The following is a 17,638-nucleotide window of genomic DNA, read 5'->3' on the forward strand; positions in this document are numbered from 1 at the left end:
CTCCTGGATCCGATGTTATTGAACACCTGTTCAGCACAAAAACTACACTATGTCAATTATCCGGTTCTGGCGGCGGGGGCAGGAGTTGATCAAGCCATGCGGCCACCCACTGCATAGCCTCTTCGTGCCCTGCAGTGACTCCAAGTGCGGATTCCATGAACAGTGCACGTCCGATCCCGGCAAGGATGACGCTGAGCGCCTCGGGACTGCACCGCGTTGTTGACGCCAACTGCTCGCCCAGAACCGTCTGGAACAGGTCAACCTGCCGATTGCGCATCGCCGTGCTGTGAGCCGCGATTTTCTCGCGGATTGCCGGGCGACGGATGGCCAGCGCCAGATATTCGACCGACAATGCGGTGCGGCTGTCATCGCAGAAAAAGCGCCACAATGCGCGCACCGGATCGCCTGTGGCGATTGCCCCCTCGATCATGCTGTCGCTTTGTGCAGCGCCGCGTTCGAACACGGCCAGCAGCAGATCGTCGGTGGTCGGGAAATAATAATGCACCAGCGATGGGTTTAGCCCGGCATACATTGCCACTCTGCGGGTGCTGGCGGCGGCATAGCCCTCATCGCGTATCACCTGTTCGGCCGTGTCGACGATCAGCGCGCGTGTCTCCGACGTTTCGGCACCGACCCGCCGTTTGGCCGAGGCATTCGGCATCTGCTGTGTCGTTGCGTTCAAGGCTGTCTCATCCTGCCTGGGTAGGCAGGCCGCTCATGGCTAGCCAGCCTCCATCATTGATGAAATTCGCACCCGTGGCAAAGCTCGACTCATCGCTCGCCAGAAACAGAGCCATGTTGGCCATTTCCAGCGGGTCCGCCATCCGGCCCATAACCCCCATGCGGTCGATGATGCTGTTCGATGTCGGCAGGCCAGCCGTCTGCATTTCGGTACGCTGGTGCCGCGCCATCGGAGTTTCGGTTGCGCCCGGGCAGAGCGCGTTGACCCGGATTTTATGGCGGGCAAGCTCGACCGCCGCCACCTTGGTCAACCCCACCAACCCCGCCTTGGACGCGCAATAACCAGCCGAACTCGCTGCGATGAACGCGCCGATCGACGCGGTGTTGATGATCGATCCGCCGCCGGCCTCGATCAGCCTGGGGGCCACGTGCTTGATCATCAACCATGGTCCCTTCAGATTGACCTCGACCACCCGGTCAAATGCCGCCTCGTCGATCTTCAGGATGGACTGCTTGTTTTCCGTATCGGCACCGGCGTTGTTGAACAGGATATTGGGCAGGCCAAGCTCGCTGACGGTCCGGGCTACGATTCGCACAACATCGACGGTCCGGGTGACATCGGCGGCGATCGAAATAGCCTTGCCACCTTCTGCGGCCACCAGCGCCATCGTCTCGGCATTGGCGTCTTCTGACAGATCGACGCAGGCGACTGCGGCCCCGTGCCGGGCAAACAGCACAGCCGCTGCCTGGCCCATGCCACCTGCGGTGCCTGTGATGATGGCAATCTTGCCTGCCAGCCGCATGTCCGTCTGCCTTTAATGCGATCCCATGTACCGCCCGCCATTGGTGCTGATCGTCTGGCCGGTGATGTAGCTAGCCTCCTCCGAAGCTAGATAGGCAGCAGCAGCGGCTATGTCTTCGGGCTTGCCGATGCGCTTCATCGGCAGGGTCTGCGCAAAAGCTTCCGCATCAATCGGCGCGGCGCGCAGCATGGGGGTATCAATGAAGCCGGGGGGGATGATGTTGAAGGTCACGCCCGAGGCCGCGAACTCCAGCGCCAGCGCCTTGCTCATCCCCAACAGGCCGCCTTTGGACGACACGTAATGCCCCTGCGCGGGCGATCCGGTCTGAACCGAGGAAGAGGTGATGTTGATAACCCGGCCCCAGCCTGCCGCCAGCATGTCAGGCAGGCATTCCTTGGTCATCAGCCAGGGTCCGCGCAGGTTGATGTGGATCACCTTGTCGAACAACTCGTCATCGGTATCGAGGAAAGGTGTGAACGGAGCGATGCCAGCGTTGTTCACCAGGATTGCGATAGGACCAAGCTCGGCGCGCGTGCGGTCTGCGGCTGCCTTGATTGCCGCCTTGTCCGAGCAGTCCACATCAATAGCGAGTGCAGTTCCCCCAGCATCGCGAACATGCTGCGCGGTTTCCTCGGCGCCTGCAGCGTTGATGTCCCAGATCGCCACCTTGGCCGTATCCTCTGCCAGACGCAGCGCGATGGCTCTTCCGATGCCCGATCCTGCACCCGTTACCACCGCTACCCGCCCTTGAAGCGATCGTGTCATCCGTCTTCCTCTCAATGTTTGAACCTGTGTTCAATATGCCAGGCATCAATGTCAACGCGGGCATGGTAGCTGTCAGGTGCGCGACGGCACCTATCGCGCCCGCGATAGCGTAGGGCGGGCCTGACGGTGTCGCCCGGGATTTGGTAGATCGCATCCGAACCTTCGAGATGGAATTTCAAATGAACGCAGCGCTACAGGGTATTCGGGTAATCGACATGAGCAGGGTGTTTGCCGCACCGGTCGGTGCGCAGATCCTTGGCGATCTTGGCGCCGACGTCATCAAGGTCGAGCGGCCCGGCACCGGCGACGACGGCCGTGGCTATGGCACCGCCTGGGTCGAGGGCAGGGACGGCATCGAGACGCGGCAGTCGAGCTTCTTCACCGTTGCCAACCGCAACAAGCGCTCGATAACGGTCAATCACAGCAAGCCGGAAGGCCAGGACATCATTCGCGCGCTGGTAGAGGATGCCGATGTCCTGATCGAGAATTTCAAGGTCGGCGACCTCAAGCGTTTCGGTCTGGATTACGAAAGCCTCAAGGCGATCAATCCCCGCCTCATTTATTGCTCGGTGACGGGTTTCGGGCAGACCGGACCGATGGCGGCGCTGCCGGGATATGACGGCCTGTTTCAGGCCACTGGCGGGATGATGGCGGTGACCGGCATTCCCGATGGCAAGCCGGGGGCAGGGCCGCTGAAGGCCGGACCCAGCCTCGTCGACTTCGTCACTGGCCACAACACCGCTCTCGCGATCATGGCTGCGCTGATCCACCGTGGAACCACCGGCGAGGGCCAGTATATTGACATTGCCCTGCTCGATACCTCGGTCGCAATGGTCAGCCATATCATGCAGGATTATCTGATCAGCGGCTTTCCTCCTCCACGCCTGGGCAATGGCGGCAATGGCGGCGGCCCTGCCGACCTGATCACCGCGAGCGACGGGATCGTCTATCTCACCGCGGGCACAGACGAGCATTACCGCAGGCTCACCGTGCTCATGGAGCAGCCCGAGCTGTTCACCGATCCACGCTTCGACACCAACTTCAAGCGCGGCCGCACCGGGCAGGCGGAACTGATCGACATAATCTGCCGGTGGAGCAGCCGGTTCAGCGTGGGCGATCTGCTGGCCATGCTCGATGGGGCAGGCATTCCGGCAGCCAAGTACAATGAACTCGCCCAGGTTTGGGATGAACCGCAGGTCCAGCATCGCAACCTGCGTGCGACGACTCCGCATCCCTGGGCCAAGGCAGGATCGGTTGACCTGATCGCCAGTCCGTTGGCGCAGATGTCGGCTTCCCCCGCCACCATCCGCCGCCCGCCACCGATGCTGGGCGAGCACAACGCCGATGTGCTGGCCGAACTCGGCTATACAGCTGACCGTATCGATCGGCTCAAGACCGACGGGATCATTTGAACCTTCATCGCTCCGGCGCTTAAAGCCGCGTGCTGTTGCGTGTGCCGGGTGAGCGTCTAATCCTTGCGTCAAATGACCGATGGAGAGAGGTGTATCATGGCCGAGGCCGACCCCAAGCTGCCGATTCCGTTCAAGGTGGTCGAAGCGGACCGCATCCCATCGCAACGCTATTACGACGAAGCATTCTACAAGCTTGAGTGCGAAAACCTTTGGCCGCATGTCTGGCAGATGGCCTGCCGGACCGAGCAGCTGCCCAATGTCGGCGACTGGATCGAGTATTCGAATCTCGGCCAGTCGGTCATTGTCGTGCGCACCAGCAAAGGCATCCGGGCATTCCATAACGCCTGCCGCCATCGCGGTTTGCCCCTGACCGAGGCGGGCGGGCATGGCAACTGCAAGACTGCGGGGTTCATCTGCCCGTTCCATGGCTGGCGCTGGAACATCGAGGGCAAGAACACCTTCGTCTATGGCCGCCATCTGTTCGAGGAGCGTCAGCTCGACGAGGCGGATCTTGCGCTCAGGCCCTGTCGTCACGAAGAGGCAATCGGATGCGTGTTCATCAACTTCGATGACGACGCACCCAGCTTCGCGGATACCATCGGCCCGGTGCTCGGCCGGTTGGAAAAACGCGGGCATAGCAACCAGCGCGCAGAATGGTGGTATGCGACCGAGCTTCCCGCCAACTGGAAGACGGCGATGGAGGCCTTCATGGAAGGCTATCACGTCATGCGCACCCACCCACAGCTGCAACAGGCAGCCCCCATGCTCTACAACATGATGTATGGCATGGACACCGGCGGCATCGGTGTGCCGATGAACCCCAATCTTTCGATCAAGGACAACATCCAGGCGCAGATCAAGCATCTGGGACTGCTGAGCGAGGGCATGTCCGGCATGGTGCATGAAAAGGAGGTGGCGATCGCCCGCCAGCTTGCCGATGTTCCGCTGCCCGAGGACCCGCAACAGGCGCTGATGACGTGGTTCGGCATCGTCCAGCACCAGATCCACGAGCAATTGACCGCGCGCGGTGAAAACGTGCCCGATCTCAACGCGCTGGCAGTGTCCGATCCGCTGAACGCGGTCGAGTTCCTGTTCCCGCACTATTTCCTGCTGCCGTTCTTCACCAGCACATCGGCTTATCGCATTCGTCCGACAGGGCCCGAAAGCTGCATCTTCGAGATTTGGTCGCTCACCCATTTCGCGCCCGGCGAAGAGCCCGAGCCTGTCATGGAACCCACCGCGCTGCCCTATGACAGCGACCTGTTTCCGCCGATCCCGCGCCAGGATTATTCGAATATCCCGATCCAGCAGAAGGGGCTGCACGCCAAGGGGTTCGAATTCATGCGGCTGTCGAGCACCATCGAAGGGCTGATCAGCAACTACAACCGCATCATCGACGGTCACCTGGAGGGCAAGCCAGCCGACAGGCTGGCCTCGGCAACGCACACGCTGGGCGGCAATTTCGATGGCAGGATTCACGACTATGACTTCTGACAGACAGGTCGCGATCATCACCGGAGCCGGCAGCGGGATCGGGCTGGAGACGGCGCGGATGCTGCATGGCCAAGGCATGGCGGTTGTCGGCGTGGGGCGGAACCCCGAAAAGCTGGCGGCGCTGAAAGAGGCGATTGCGGATCCCGCCCGCCTCGCGACGATCGCGGTCGACATCGCCGCCGATGCTGCACCGCAGGCGATCGTGCAGCTCGCGCTCGACCGCTTTGGCCGTATCGATTTTCTGATCAACAATGCGGGGCTTGGCAGCCCCAAGCCGCTCGATGAGACCGATGATGCGATGCTCGACGAGTTTCTGGGCGTCATGCTGCGCGCGCCGTTTCGCCTGTGCCGCGAGGCGATCGGGCACATGAAGCCGGGTTCCGGCGTGGTCAACGTGACCTCGACCTTCGCGATGATCGGCGGAAAGCGGGGAGGGGCCTATTCCGCCGCGAAGGGAGGCCTCAAGTCCCTGACCGAGCACATGGCCTGCGAATATGGTCCGCGCGGTATCCGCTCCAATTGCGTCGCGCCAGGCGTGACGATGACCGACATGGTGCGCCACCGCTTCGAGGACGAGACCTTTCGCCGCGTCAACATTGAAACCACGCCCTACCCGCGATTGAGCGAGGTCGAGGACGTCGCCAGCACCATCGCCTTTCTGTGCTCGCCTGGCGGGGAGATGATCAACGGGCAGACGATCACCGTCGATGGCGGCTGGACCAAGACCAAGTATCTCTCGCCGCGCGTCCTCAATTCAGTGTGGAGCGACCCCGAATAAGCCGATCACCGCTGCAGCGATGATTTGTGCCTTCGGTTGCCCCGCTTCGCCATCCCTGCGAAAAACCAAGTCAAGGATTCACCCGGAGAACACCCATGGCTACCACCGACAAGCAGGACATTGCGGAGAACGCGCGCAAGTACTGGTCCGCCGAAGGATACACTGAAGGCGGCGTGATCCGCGAAGTCGATTATGCGTCGCAGTCCGGCGGGCTGCACCCCTCGCTGGCGGGGATCAAGATCGTCGATACCGATACACATATCACCGAGGCCCCGGACCTGTTCACTAGCCGTGCGCCTGCGAAGTACAAGGACAAGGTCCCCCATGTCCGCCTCGACAAGGATGGCGTCGAGCGCTGGTATGTCGGTGACCGCAATTTCGGATCGATGGGCGGCAACGTCATCCGCGCCGACAACAACAAGTTGCTGGGACGGCTGGCTTTCCCCAAGCTCGAACAGGCGCATCCGGGCGGCCACCTGATGAAGGAGCGGCTGCAGGCGATGGATGACATGGGCGTCTATGCCCAAATCTGTTACCAGAATTCCGGCGTGACGCAGGCTGGATCGCTGATGAGCCTGGGCGATCCCGATCTGGCGCTCAACATCGTCAAGATCTTCAACGATGCTTCGATGGAATATATGGAAGATTCCGGCCACAGGATCTTCAATATGGGTCATCTTCCGTTCTGGGATCCCCAGGAGCTGATGGCCGAGGCAAAGCGGTGCATCGATGGCGGCATTCGCGGTTTCGTGCTGCCCGATACGCCCGAGCGCGTCGGCGTGCCCAGCTTCCTGCACGATTACTGGACGCCCTTTCTTGAGCTGTGCGACGCCTCCGGCACGCCGATCAATTTTCACCTCAACAGCGCGGTCGATCCCAACACCATCACTTGGGACGGTTTCGGTTTCGAACAGACGCTGGCGGTGGTCGCGACGATGTTCTCGATCGGCAATGCTGCCACGCTGGGCAACTGGATGGTATCAGGGCGGCTCGATCGTCACCCGGGCCTCAAGATCGGACTGATCGAGAGCGGTATGGGCTGGCTTCCGTTCGCGATCGAGGCGCTGGAGCACCAGTTCGACGAGATGCTGCCCAGCAAGAAGGGCATGCTGAACAAGCGGCCATGGGACTATTTCCGCGACCATTTCTTCTGCACCTTCTGGTTCGAGAAGGTCGGCCCCAAGCTGCTGCTGGAAACTATCGGCGTCGACAATGTGATGTTCGAAACCGACTTCCCGCATCCCACGTCGCTGTATCCCGGCGTCCAGGCCCATATCGTCGATGTGCTGGGCGGCTATGACTTTGCGACCAAGAAGAAGGTGCTTCAGGACAATGCGACGCGGATGTACCGCCTGCCGTTCTGACGCGGCGTTCCACTGCCGGAGCGGGCGCGGCCGGGCAGGCGCCTAGCCCGCCCGGATCGCCATCACGCTGCCCTCCGCGTCGGCGGAGAGGTAGAGCGTTCCGTCTGCCCCGGCTGCGATGCCCGCGAAGTTGATCATCGGGCCGGACATGTCGCCGATGGGTCCCAGAAAGGGCAGGGCGACGCACCCCGGGGGCGGACCGACTGGCAGGCGGCTGGCGATAACGGTGCGATTGTCACCGGCAAGATCGCACCGGATCAGCGATTTTGCGATCGTATCGACCACATGGAGCCTGCCACCGCTGATGCAAAGTCCTTCCGGGCGCTCAAGCCCGTCCAGCACCGTCTCGCATCCGCCGCAACTCAGCTTGAGCACCCGTCCGGCACCCGCCTCTGCAACATAGACCGCGCCGCTCGCATCGACAGCAATACCCATGGGCCGGTCCAGACCAGCAGCAAGCTCGGTGGTGGTGCCGTTCTCTGCGCTCAGCACTCTGCCGGTGCCGTATTCGGCGTAAGTCACCGCATCGCCACAGATGGCAACATCCATCAGCTGGTCATGGCCGCTGGTGATCCATTCGATCGCGCCGTCCGCCGGAGAGAAGCGGGCGACCCCGCCCATGCCGGTGGTGAAAATCCATTCGCCCGGCTTGCTTCCTCTGCAAACGCCGCGGACGTATCCGGGGCCATTATGGGTGAACAGCATGAAGGCGAGATTGAGACTGCCAGCATGGGTCAGCGTGTACGAAAAGCCGCCATCGGCGACCATCAGGCATCCGTCGTCACCCACCGCCAGCCCCAGCGGCCATTGCAGCGCGCGCGGAATGACCGATCGCGTTTGCCCTGGTGCGATGATTTCGGTGATCTCGCCGGGAATCGACGAGACGAAAATGCGGTCGCCTAGAAAAGTCACGTTGTCTAGGCCGGGACCAAGCTCGGCCAGAACCTCACGGCTGCCACTCACCGGATCGATGCGCAGGACCTGGCCCGACATTACCTGTGTGGTGACGATGCGGCCCTTGCTGTCGAACTTTACCGAGTCGGGAACGCCAAGGTCACCTGCGACGACCTGATGCTCGCCGGTTGCCAGATCGATCGCCCAGATTTCGTTTGCCCCCATGACCGGCGCGTAGAGCCGTCCATCCGGGCCAACCTCGAACGCGTTGGCCATCGGGATATCGGCCTTGATGATGCGCGGCGCGCCGCCGTTGCGGTCAAGCTCCATGATGCGCGCACCCATGCGGCATTCGCCCGCGATCAATCGCCCCTGATGCCAGGTGATGGGATTGGCGACCGGCATGTCGCCCTGAATGATCGAAACCTGGCCAGCGGGCGTGCGCATGCTGACGCGGCCCTCGGTGATCTCGGTGCAATACAGGTTGCCTGCCTCGTCGAACACCAGATCGTCCGGTGCGACGATGTCGCCGCCGATCGGGCTGATGACCTCGATTGCGCCGCTGTCGGGATCGACCGCGCTGATCAGGCTGCCCGGCACCTGTGCCACCCAGATGCGGCCATCGGCCGCCGCGCGGATGCCGTTTGCGCCATGCAGGCGGCTGGCGGGGGTCAGGCGCGAGCATGTCCAGCCTTCTGCCATGATGGCAGGAGTACCGGAATAGCGGCTCATCGTGCAGGTCATGCGAGCTCTCCTTCTGGCGGCATCAACCAACGATGGACTTGATTTCGAGATATTCGTGGAAGCCGTGCTCGCCCCATTCGCGGCCATTGCCGGAATGCTTGTAGCCGCCAAAGGGGGCGTGGAAATCGAACCCGCCGTTGACCCAGACCGCCCCGGTGCGCAGGCGGCGGGCAACGGCGATCGCGGTATCGCGATCCTGCCCGCTCACATAGCCGCCCAGCCCGAAGACACTGTCGTTGGCAATAGCCACGGCATCATGGATATCATCATAGGCAATAATCACCAGCACCGGCCCGAATATCTCCTCGCGTGCGATGACGGCATCGTTGGTGCAGGCAAAGACAGTGGGCTTCACATAAAAGCCGCGGGTCAGCCCTTCGGGCCGTCCCGGACCGCCGGCGACCAGTGTCGCGCCTTCGTCCAGACCTTTCTGGATATAATCCTGGATGATGGTCCACTGCGCCTTGGAGACCACGGGCCCCATCGCAACATCGGCGTGCGGATCGCCCACGGTGACGCCTTCGCACGCGCTCCTCGCCGCAGCCAGGGCCTCATTCAGGCGAGCGCGCGGGACCAGCAGCCTTGATCCTGCGGAACAGGTCTGGCCGGCATTGACCATCATGCCCGCCGTTGCCGCTGCGACATTTTCCGCCATGGCGGCATCGTCCAGAATGACCCAGGCGCTTTTGCCGCCCAACTCCAGCCCGACCCGCTTGACGGTATCGGCGGCATCCTTGGTGATCTGGATTCCGACCGGCTCCGATCCGGTGAAGCTGATCATGTCGACATCCCGGTGCCTCGACAGCGCCGTTCCGATAACGCTGCCCTGGCCCTGCACCATGTTGAACACACCCGCAGGCGTTCCCGCTTCATGCATGATCTCGGCGAGGATCTGGGCCGAATACGGCGCGAGCTGAGGGGGCTTGAGCACCATGGTGCAACCCGTGGCCAACGCCGGGAAGACCTTTACGGTGACTTGGTTGAGCGGCCAATTCCATGGCGTGATCAGGCCGCACACACCGATCGGCTCCCGGACGATCAGCGTCGGACCCTTCTGCTCTTCGAACCGGAAAGTCTCCAGAACCTCGATCGCGGTCTGCAGATGTCCTGCGCCGAGGCCGGCCTGGAAGCCGCAGCCAAGCGAAAGCGGCGCGCCCATTTCCTCGGAAACAGCCTCGCCGAGCTCCTGCATGCGCCGGGCATAAACGACCTGGATCGCGCGCAGCAGGTCCAGCCTGTCCTTGACGCTGCTGTGCGACCAGGCGTCGAAAGCCCGGCGCGCGGCGGCCACAGCGGCATCCACATCCTGCGCAGACCCCAAAGATATCGTGCCGGACACCGCCTCGGTTGCCGGGTTGATGACATCGGCGGTAGCCGGGATCGCAGGGTCAACCCATTGGCCGTCGATGTAGAACTGGGTGCAGCTGCGCATTTCGGCGTCTCCAAAAAATGATACGCTGTCATTATCCGGTGGCGTCATGCTTGTCACCGGCAGCTGCCGACATCGCCCCAGCGACGTTCAAGGCGCTGCCCCTGTCCAGATCGGCAAGACGCATTTTGGGCTTGCTGCCGTCCAAGCGCTGTGCGAGATAGTTCACCAAGTGAACGATTCCAGTCGTCAGAAAGGAGAGCAGCCTTGCAGATGTCGATACGAAAAGGTGTCATGATCGCGCTGGCGTCGGGTCTCGTTTTTGCTCCGGCGTTCGCGGTCTCCGCCGATATCGTGAAATCCCGCATCGATTCCTATCGCGAGCTCGGCGCTGCCTTCAAGGCCGTGAACGACGGGCTGCGCGGAGGAGATGTCCAGGCTGTCCTGATTGCGCAGTCCGCCCGCCAGATCCGCAATGCGGCCAAGGCACAGTACCAGCTGTTCCCTGCAGGGTCTGGACCGCGCGCAGGCTTGAAGACCAACGCCAAGGCAGAAATCTGGACCAAGCCAAAGCCGTTCCGGGCCGCGCAGGATGCGTTTTCGGTTGCGGCAGACCGCTTTTTTGCGGCAGCCACCAAGGGCAGTCCGGCCACCATCCGCGCCGAGGCAGCCAAGCTTGGGGCGACCTGCAAGGCGTGTCACGACCAGTTTCGGTCGAAGGTGGACTGAGACATGAAACGCGCGCTCGCCCATATTTGTGCCGGTGCCCTGCTGGCGACCGGAGCAACAGTTGCATGGGCACAGCCTGCCGATCTGCCCATCCCGCCCGCGACCACCACCCAGCTCCCTTCCGGAATATCGATCAACCGGGCGCTGCCGGTGCCCGTCTATACCGATGCGAAGGGGCGAACGCTGTACGGTCTGGACATGCGGACGGTGCTGCGCTGGGCACCAGATGCTGCGTTTTATTGTGCTGCCGATTGCCTGAAGCTGTGGCAGCCGGTGCTGGTACCAAAGGGCATGGTGCCCGATATCGGATTTCCCGACGCGCCGGGCCATGATGCCAAAGCGATGATCGATAACCGCAAGGCGCCCGACTGGACGGTCATCCGCGGACCAATGGGGCCGCAATGGGTCTACAAGGGCTGGCACATGGTCTTCATCCGCAAGGGGGAGAGGCCTGGTTCGACGGCCTTCGAGGGCGCCGAAGGCCTCACGTGGAACACGCTGAAATATCTGCCTCCACCGCCGCAGGTCGTCGCCCCGCCAGGCGTGAGTGCCGTTTATGCCGATGGCGGATACCTGTTGGCCGATGCTGCGGGGCGACCGCTGTTTACCGGCAGTTGCAAGGACCCCTGCACAGGTTGGACCCCGCTGGCCGCAGCCCTGGCAAGCCAGGGAATCGGCAAATGGAAAGTGCAGGCATCGGGGGACGAGCCGCAGTGGACGTTCGCCGGACAGCCGGTGTTTGTCGGCGCAACGGGACGATCGCTGCCCCCGGGCGCGACCGCGCTGCGGCCATGATGGGGAATATCGACTTTATGGTTTCAACATTTCATGGTGGCGCCATTCGCCTGCGCCATAAAGCGGCAACCGTTCTTGCGCTGGGTGTCTTCGGCATTTCCAGTGCGGCCCATCTGGGCGCGCAGGACGGAGCCGGCGAGGGTTCGGCGCGCCTGCCCGGGCCGCCTGCAGACGGCACGATGGGTTTCGTCGTGGACCAGTTCTACGCGCCAATCGTGCCGGGCATGGACGCCTGTCCGGAAGGCCTGTCACCCACGATGCGCGAAGCCTATCTGGAAGCTCGCCCGCCCGAGGAGCGCACGCGGCTGCTTCGTCAGGAGAACGAGGCCGAATTGAAGGACCGCTGGCAGGCCGAGGCCTTTGGCCCAAATGGCACCAACATCTGCTCACAGCCAGACCTTTTCGACCGTCCGTTGCTCAGGACCGTGCAGAGCAAGGTCAGCTGGGGGCTTGACCTGGATGGCGGTGCGCCAAGCTGTACCCATGAGGAATTCACCTCGCCTTCGGGTGAGACGGGCATCGACAACCAGGAATACCGCGCCATGGGATGCCTCGCCCAAAGACGCTCGCGTGATGGCACAGAAGGCGAGCTGGTGCGGGGGCACCGCCAGTTCTTTGCATCGGGCGAATGGACCCAGGTGCTGCTGCTGCGCGGCGTGGACAGCCTCGAGAACGATCCTGATGTCGAAGTGATTTATGGCAACACTCCCGATCGCCCGGTACTGGATACCAAGGGGCAGTTCCTGCGCGGAACCAGCTTCACCATCAGCGATGTGGCACCGCGCAACCGCAACGCCCTCAGGGGCAGCATTGTCGATGGCGTGCTGATCACGCGCCCGGCGGACATCATCCTGACCCAGACCTGGGGCCAGGGCGGTGCCCGCGACATCCGGGGTCATCGCACCAAATTCACCTTCCGGGCAGGAAGATTGAAGCTGCAGTTCAAACCCGATGGGTCCTTGAGCGGGCTGATCGGTGGCTACCGGCCGGTTTTCGAACAGATACAGAGTCCCGCGATCGGCGGCTTGGGGGCGGCGGTGAGCGCAGGTATCGATTGCGCGTCGCATCTGGCGACACTCAAAAAGCTGGCCGACGGCATTCCTGACCCGAAGACCGGGCAGTGCACCGCTGTATCCAGCGCGATGCAAGTCAATGCCATCCCTGCATATGTCAACGACGTGGCAGGGGCAGGGGCAGGGGCGGGGGCGGGGGCAGAGGCAACGTCTGGGCAAGGGATGCAGCCATGAAGATCAGACTTTCGACCCTATTGACCCTCGCCCTGCTGGGAGCGGGCGTCGTTGGCGCTGGAAGTGCCCTGCAGGCGCTGACCGGCCCTGAGACGCAGGCGAGCAGCGCACCGGATTTTGAAGGCCCCCGCATCGTCGGGATGCGCCGCCTGACCGAGGCGCAGTATCGCAACACGATTGCCGATATCTTCGGCCCCGACATCCGGGTGGCGGGCAGGTTCGAGCCCATCGTCCGCCCTGCGCACGAGCTGATCGCGAGCGGTGCCAGCGATGCCAGCATCTCGCCCGCGGGACTTGAACAGTTCGATGCGATCGGCCGCGGCATCGCCGCACAGGTGTTCGACGCCGCGCATAGTCCCCAGTTCGTCACGTGCACGCCTGCCAATGGCGCGGTGTTCGACGATGGCTGTGCCGCGCGGATATTGACGCCGATCGGGCGCTATCTGTTCCGGCGCCCCCCCAGCGCAGCGGAAAAGGCGCTGTTCGTCGACATCGCCGGACGCAGCAGCCGGGCGACGGGATCGTTCACCAAGGGGCTCGAGCTTGCACTGGCTGCCATGCTGGTCTCGCCACGGTTCCTCTATATTGTCGAGACCGCTCGCCCTGACCCGGACGAACCCGGTGCGTGGCAGCTCGACAGCTATTCGCGCGCCGCTCGGCTGAGCTTCGTGCTTTGGAACACCACGCCGGGCGAGATGTTGCTGCAGGCAGCGGAGCAGGGGCGCTTGGAAAGCCAGGCGGAGCTGGAAGCGCTGGCAGGCCGGATGGTGCACTCGCCGCGCTTCGAACAGGGCATCCGCGCATTCTTTGCCGACATGCTGCTGTTCGAGAAGTTCGACGAGCTGGCCAAGGACCCGGTGATCTATCCGTATTTCACGCCGGATGTTGCCCAGGCCCTTCCCGAACAGACCCTGCGAACGATTACCAACCACCTGCTGGTCGACGACGGCGACTATCGCGCCCTGTTCACAACGCCGCGCACGGTGATGAACCGCGCGCTCGGCGCGCTGTACCAGGTGCCGGTACAGTCCGGCCGAGATTGGGAGCCGTATGAATTTCTCAATGGTAGCGACCGCGCCGGTTTGCTTGGCCAGGCCGGGTTTCTGGCAATCTATTCACACTCCGGACGCAGTTCGCCGACGCTCAGGGGGCGTGCGGTGCGTGAGGTGCTGATGTGCCAGCCGGTGCCCAATCCGCCAGGCAACGTCAACTTCACCGCCGTGCAGGACGTTGCCAACAAGGCGATGCCGACCGCGCGCATCCGGCTCACCACGCACAACACCGATCCGGTCTGCGCCGCCTGCCACAAGATAACCGACCCGATCGGCCTGACGCTCGAGCGCTTCGACGGCATCGGTGCCTTCCGTACCGCCGAAAACGCGACGCCAATCGATATTTCAGGAGCCATGGACGGCGCGCAGTTCGAAGGCGCATCGGGCCTTGGCAAGGCGCTGGCAGAAAGTCCCGACACCACGATGTGCCTTGCCTCGCGGGCGCTGGAATATGCTACCGGGCACCCCGCAGATGACGAAGCGCAGGTGGAATCGCTGATGAACGGCTTTGCCGGAGGCGGTTATCGCATCAGGAACCTCTTCCTGAAGATCGCAACGATGCCCGAGGCGTTCCGGGTCCGGCCGGACCCGGCCTTGGGCACGCCTGCGACCACCGTTGCACTGAACTTTTCCAAGAAGGAGCAAAGGCGATGAAGCAGCGGCTGACGCGGCGTACCGCACTCAAGGGCATGTTCAATGGCGCAGCGGTGGCGGTAGGCGTGCCCCTGCTGGATGCCTTTCTCGACAATAATGGCACGGCGCTGGCAGCGACCGGCGCGCCGGTTCCGGTGCGCTTCGGAACGTGGTTCTGGGGGCTCGGCGTCAATCCGACCAGATGGTTTCCCGATGTCGCCGGTCCGAATTACGATCTGAAGCCCGAACTGGCTCCGATCCGCGACTATGCGCACAAGATCAACGTTCTGGGCAATTTCAACGTGCCGCTCGATGGTGCGCCCAATCTGCCGCACTCCTCGGGTGGCCCGGCGATCCGCACCGGCCGAGCGCTGACCGCCGAACGCGGGCTTCCAGGCGAAAGCTTCGATGTCACGATTAGCGACCTGATCGGTACCCGCACCCGCTTCCGCAGCCTTGAGATGTCATCGTCCGGCGATCCGCGCAATTCGCTGAGCGGACGGGGCGGCGGCAATCTCAACCCGTCGGAGGTGTCGGCTGCCGGGCTGTACGAGCGCATTTTCGGACTTGGCTTCAAGGACCCCAACAACAGCGTGTTCACACCCGATCCGCTGGTCATGGCGCGTCGGAGCGTGCTGTCCTCGGTCACTGATCAGCGCAAGGACCTGGAAAAGATGGTCGGGGCTGCAGATAGACACAAGCTCGACCAGTATTACACCTCTGTGCGCCAGCTGGAAAACCAGCTCGAGGTCGAACTGACCAGGCCCGAACCATTGCAATCGTGCGCCGTTCCCAAAGGCGCACCCAATCGCGCGGTTAATGCCGAGATCGAAAATGTTCTGATCAACCACAAGCTGATGGCGGATCTGGTGGTAATGGCGCTAGCCTGCGACCAGACCCGGGTGTTCAACATGATGTTCAACAACGGCGCGTCGTCGCTGACGCGGATAGGCAGCACCATCACCCACCACCAGCTGACCCATGAGGAGCCGCTGGACAACACGCTGGGCTATCAGCCCGAGGCGACCTACTTCCTCACCAGGATCATGGAGGCCTGGGTCTACTTCGTCGGCGCGCTCGATCAGGTTAAGGAGGGCGACCGGACCCTGCTCGACAATACCCTGGTGCTGGCCCATTCGGAGACCGAGTTTGCCAAGTTCCACACTATCGACAACATCCCGATGATGACGGCGGGCAGCGGCGGTGGAAAGCTGAAGACCGGTATCTATGTGGATGGTCTGGGGTCACCGGTCAGCCGCGTCGGCTTGACGCTGCAGCAGGTGATGGGCGTGCCTCTCGACCGCTGGGGCACCAAGAGCCTTGAGACCAGCAAGACCATCAGCGAACTGGTTGCTTGACGGTGGCGAGTGACATGCCTCTGATCGCACGGCGCGGCCTGATCGCCCAGGTCGGGCTCGTGATGCTCGCTGCGACGTCGCCAAGCGTCTTCGCACAGGCCGCACCAGCCAGATGCTACGACCCGGCAACCCTCGGCCTTAGTCAGCGCAACCGGCGGCGCTCGCTCGGCTATGTTGACGTGTCGGGCGATGCGGGCAAGCAGTGCCGCGAATGCGCCTTTTTCACTGCCGGCAGCGGCGCCTGCGGTACGTGCCAGCTGTTGACCGGGGGTCCGGTTGCTGCCGGCGGTGTCTGCGGGTCGTTTGCGCGGAAGCCCGGGTAAGGCAATGTCAAGGGGCGTGCGCGTCTGGGACCTGTCTGTCAGAAGCTTCCATTGGCTGGCGGTTGGCTGCTTCGCCTTCTCATGGTGGAGCGCGGAAAACGGGCGGATGGACCTGCACTACAGGTCTGGCCTGTGCATGCTGGCACTGCTCGCGTTCCGCCTGATCCTGGGTCTGATCGGCGGCGATACCGCGCGGTTCGCGTCGTTCGTCAAGGGCCCCGGCGCAGTGGTGGCACAATTGCGCGGCAGGCTGCACCAGCCATCAGTGGGTCACTCTCCGCTGTCTGCGCTGAGTGTCGTTGCGATGCTGCTGGCGCTGAGTGCGCAAATTGGCACGGGGCTGTTTGCAACCGATGTCGACGGGCTTGAATCGGGACCGCTGTCCTTCCTGGTCTCGTTCGATACCGGCCGGGCCGCTGCTGCTTGGCACGAGGCATCCTTCAACGCCTTGCTTTGGCTCACCGGCCTGCATGTCGCTGCCGTGCTGTTCTACTTGTTGGCAAGGCGCAGGGACTATCTGACACCCATGATCAGCGGACGAGATCGGCAAATAGATGAGGCGATGGCAGAACCACGTCCTTCGAAAATGGTCGCCGCGACTTTCGCCGCCGGGGTTGCAGTGTTGCTCGCGTGGAGTGTAAGCAACGGCTTGTGGCTGTGACAAAAGAACCCAGGGACAAGATACTCGCGCGTGTCCTTTCGGCAAGGCACGAACAGGAAAGCCATGCCCCGCTACCCGCCGCCGGGCTCGACGATGCGCAGTGGCAGGACCTGCGCGCGATCATCGAGGGCCTGGTCTTTGCCCAGCGGCCGATCCGCGCCGCCGCGCAGAAGGTCGCGCAGAAGCATGGCATCTCCCAGCAATCCCCCTTCATCCTCAGCCTGCTACAGGGCGGACTGGTCTATCCGGTCGAACTAGCATCGGCGCTGCAGGTCAGCCGCAGCCTGATCACCAAGGAAATCACGCGGTTGCAGGACGCCGGCCTGATCCACGCCGAGCAGGATCCGCACGACAAGCGTCGCACTGCCCTGGTTCTGACAGAGGCTGGTGAGCGGGTCTGTGGTGAGGCGCGCGCGGCCATGGCGCGCGACATCCTGTCGAAACTTGGTCGCTATTCGCCGCGGCAGGTCGATCAGTTTGTCGCGATGCTCAAGGATTTTGGCGGCTTTCCTACTCCGGATTGAGGCAGGAAAGCC

At 62.9% G+C, this 17,638-nt stretch carries 17 protein-coding genes; 12 read left to right on the forward strand and 5 right to left on the reverse strand.

What is annotated here, in order from left to right; genetic code table 11:
• Positions 1–52: 52 nt before the first annotated feature.
• From BSY18_RS04645 to BSY18_RS04655, 3 genes are read right to left on the reverse strand one after another with little or no spacing between them, the layout of a single operon-like run.
• Entirely contained in the window at positions 53–682 is a 630-nt protein-coding gene (locus BSY18_RS04645) for a TetR/AcrR family transcriptional regulator (RefSeq protein WP_236823447.1), read from the reverse strand.
• 7 nt (positions 683–689) lie between these two features.
• Positions 690–1,484 carry an SDR family NAD(P)-dependent oxidoreductase gene (locus tag BSY18_RS04650; RefSeq protein ID WP_069049811.1) on the reverse strand — a complete coding sequence of 265 codons (795 nt, stop codon included), beginning with the start codon at positions 1,482–1,484 and terminating at the stop codon, positions 690–692.
• 12 nt (positions 1,485–1,496) lie between these two features.
• On the reverse strand, positions 1,497–2,249 hold the full coding sequence (locus tag BSY18_RS04655) for an SDR family NAD(P)-dependent oxidoreductase (RefSeq protein ID WP_069049812.1): 753 nt from the start codon (positions 2,247–2,249) through the stop codon (positions 1,497–1,499).
• Positions 2,250–2,428: 179 nt separating this feature from the next.
• Between BSY18_RS04655 and BSY18_RS04660 the strand changes: the two genes are divergently transcribed.
• The 4 genes from BSY18_RS04660 (at position 2,429) to BSY18_RS04675 (ending at position 7,297) form a co-directional block, all read left to right on the forward strand.
• A complete protein-coding gene (locus BSY18_RS04660; RefSeq protein WP_069051696.1) occupies positions 2,429–3,661 on the forward strand; it encodes a CaiB/BaiF CoA transferase family protein in 1,233 nt (410 codons plus the stop codon).
• Positions 3,662–3,757: 96 nt separating this feature from the next.
• A complete protein-coding gene (locus BSY18_RS04665) occupies positions 3,758–5,155 on the forward strand; it encodes an aromatic ring-hydroxylating oxygenase subunit alpha (RefSeq protein ID WP_069049813.1) in 1,398 nt (465 codons plus the stop codon).
• Positions 5,145–5,933 (forward strand): SDR family NAD(P)-dependent oxidoreductase, encoded by a 789-nt coding sequence (locus BSY18_RS04670; protein WP_069049814.1) that lies wholly within the window; start codon positions 5,145–5,147, stop codon positions 5,931–5,933. The genes BSY18_RS04665 and BSY18_RS04670 overlap by 11 nt, the downstream gene beginning before the upstream one ends.
• Before the next feature lie 95 nt (positions 5,934–6,028).
• A complete protein-coding gene (locus tag BSY18_RS04675; RefSeq protein ID WP_069049815.1) occupies positions 6,029–7,297 on the forward strand; it encodes an amidohydrolase family protein in 1,269 nt (422 codons plus the stop codon).
• A 42-nt stretch (positions 7,298–7,339) separates the two neighbouring features.
• Here the strand turns inward: BSY18_RS04675 and BSY18_RS04680 are convergent, their stop codons facing one another.
• A complete protein-coding gene (locus BSY18_RS04680; protein ID WP_069049816.1) occupies positions 7,340–8,935 on the reverse strand; it encodes an SMP-30/gluconolactonase/LRE family protein in 1,596 nt (531 codons plus the stop codon).
• A gap of 22 nt (positions 8,936–8,957) precedes the next feature.
• Positions 8,958–10,367, reverse strand: a complete 1,410-nt coding sequence (locus BSY18_RS04685; protein WP_069049817.1) for an aldehyde dehydrogenase family protein — start codon at positions 10,365–10,367, stop codon at positions 8,958–8,960.
• A gap of 210 nt (positions 10,368–10,577) precedes the next feature.
• Between BSY18_RS04685 and BSY18_RS04690 the strand changes: the two genes are divergently transcribed.
• From BSY18_RS04690 to BSY18_RS04725, 8 genes are read left to right on the forward strand one after another with little or no spacing between them, the layout of a single operon-like run.
• On the forward strand, positions 10,578–11,033 hold the full coding sequence (locus BSY18_RS04690) for a c-type cytochrome (RefSeq protein WP_069049818.1): 456 nt from the start codon (positions 10,578–10,580) through the stop codon (positions 11,031–11,033).
• 3 nt (positions 11,034–11,036) lie between these two features.
• A complete protein-coding gene (locus BSY18_RS04695; RefSeq protein WP_083231307.1) occupies positions 11,037–11,828 on the forward strand; it encodes a hypothetical protein in 792 nt (263 codons plus the stop codon).
• Positions 11,829–11,845: 17 nt separating this feature from the next.
• Positions 11,846–13,075: a hypothetical protein gene (locus BSY18_RS04700; RefSeq protein ID WP_216094718.1), complete on the forward strand. Its 1,230-nt coding sequence runs from the start codon at positions 11,846–11,848 to the stop codon at positions 13,073–13,075.
• Positions 13,072–14,781: a DUF1588 domain-containing protein gene (locus tag BSY18_RS04705; protein ID WP_069049820.1), complete on the forward strand. Its 1,710-nt coding sequence runs from the start codon at positions 13,072–13,074 to the stop codon at positions 14,779–14,781. Before BSY18_RS04700 ends, BSY18_RS04705 begins: the two co-directional genes overlap by 4 nt.
• A complete protein-coding gene (locus BSY18_RS04710) occupies positions 14,778–16,118 on the forward strand; it encodes a DUF1552 domain-containing protein (protein WP_069049821.1) in 1,341 nt (446 codons plus the stop codon). Before BSY18_RS04705 ends, BSY18_RS04710 begins: the two co-directional genes overlap by 4 nt.
• A 14-nt stretch (positions 16,119–16,132) precedes the next feature.
• A complete protein-coding gene (locus BSY18_RS04715; RefSeq protein ID WP_069049822.1) occupies positions 16,133–16,441 on the forward strand; it encodes a high-potential iron-sulfur protein in 309 nt (102 codons plus the stop codon).
• A 16-nt stretch (positions 16,442–16,457) separates the two neighbouring features.
• On the forward strand, positions 16,458–17,102 hold the full coding sequence (locus tag BSY18_RS04720; protein ID WP_236823448.1) for a cytochrome b/b6 domain-containing protein: 645 nt from the start codon (positions 16,458–16,460) through the stop codon (positions 17,100–17,102).
• Positions 17,099–17,626 carry a MarR family winged helix-turn-helix transcriptional regulator gene (locus tag BSY18_RS04725; RefSeq protein WP_171900172.1) on the forward strand — a complete coding sequence of 176 codons (528 nt, stop codon included), beginning with the start codon at positions 17,099–17,101 and terminating at the stop codon, positions 17,624–17,626. The genes BSY18_RS04720 and BSY18_RS04725 overlap by 4 nt, the downstream gene beginning before the upstream one ends.
• Positions 17,627–17,638 lie beyond the last annotated feature (12 nt).

The organism is Blastomonas sp. RAC04, from assembly GCF_001713435.1.
In the GTDB taxonomy this organism is placed as follows: Bacteria; Pseudomonadota; Alphaproteobacteria; order Sphingomonadales; family Sphingomonadaceae; genus Blastomonas; species Blastomonas fulva.

Excerpts from the sequence above, each read along its gene's own strand:
- BSY18_RS04650 (WP_069049811.1), bottom strand. The coding sequence starts at position 1,484 with ATGCGGCTGGCAGGCAAGATTGCCATCATCACAGGCACCGCAGGTGGC.
- BSY18_RS04655 (WP_069049812.1), bottom strand. The coding sequence starts at position 2,249 with ATGACACGATCGCTTCAAGGGCGGGTAGCGGTGGTAACGGGTGCAGGA.
- BSY18_RS04660 (WP_069051696.1), top strand. The coding sequence starts at position 2,429 with ATGAACGCAGCGCTACAGGGTATTCGGGTAATCGACATGAGCAGGGTG.
- BSY18_RS04665 (WP_069049813.1), top strand. The coding sequence starts at position 3,758 with ATGGCCGAGGCCGACCCCAAGCTGCCGATTCCGTTCAAGGTGGTCGAA.
- BSY18_RS04670 (WP_069049814.1), top strand. The coding sequence starts at position 5,145 with ATGACTTCTGACAGACAGGTCGCGATCATCACCGGAGCCGGCAGCGGG.
- BSY18_RS04675 (WP_069049815.1), top strand. The coding sequence starts at position 6,029 with ATGGCTACCACCGACAAGCAGGACATTGCGGAGAACGCGCGCAAGTAC.
- BSY18_RS04680 (WP_069049816.1), bottom strand. The coding sequence starts at position 8,935 with ATGACCTGCACGATGAGCCGCTATTCCGGTACTCCTGCCATCATGGCA.
- BSY18_RS04685 (WP_069049817.1), bottom strand. The coding sequence starts at position 10,367 with ATGCGCAGCTGCACCCAGTTCTACATCGACGGCCAATGGGTTGACCCT.
- BSY18_RS04690 (WP_069049818.1), top strand. The coding sequence starts at position 10,578 with ATGTCGATACGAAAAGGTGTCATGATCGCGCTGGCGTCGGGTCTCGTT.
- BSY18_RS04695 (WP_083231307.1), top strand. The coding sequence starts at position 11,037 with ATGAAACGCGCGCTCGCCCATATTTGTGCCGGTGCCCTGCTGGCGACC.
- BSY18_RS04700 (WP_216094718.1), top strand. The coding sequence starts at position 11,846 with ATGGTTTCAACATTTCATGGTGGCGCCATTCGCCTGCGCCATAAAGCG.
- BSY18_RS04705 (WP_069049820.1), top strand. The coding sequence starts at position 13,072 with ATGAAGATCAGACTTTCGACCCTATTGACCCTCGCCCTGCTGGGAGCG.
- BSY18_RS04710 (WP_069049821.1), top strand. The coding sequence starts at position 14,778 with ATGAAGCAGCGGCTGACGCGGCGTACCGCACTCAAGGGCATGTTCAAT.
- BSY18_RS04715 (WP_069049822.1), top strand. The coding sequence starts at position 16,133 with ATGCCTCTGATCGCACGGCGCGGCCTGATCGCCCAGGTCGGGCTCGTG.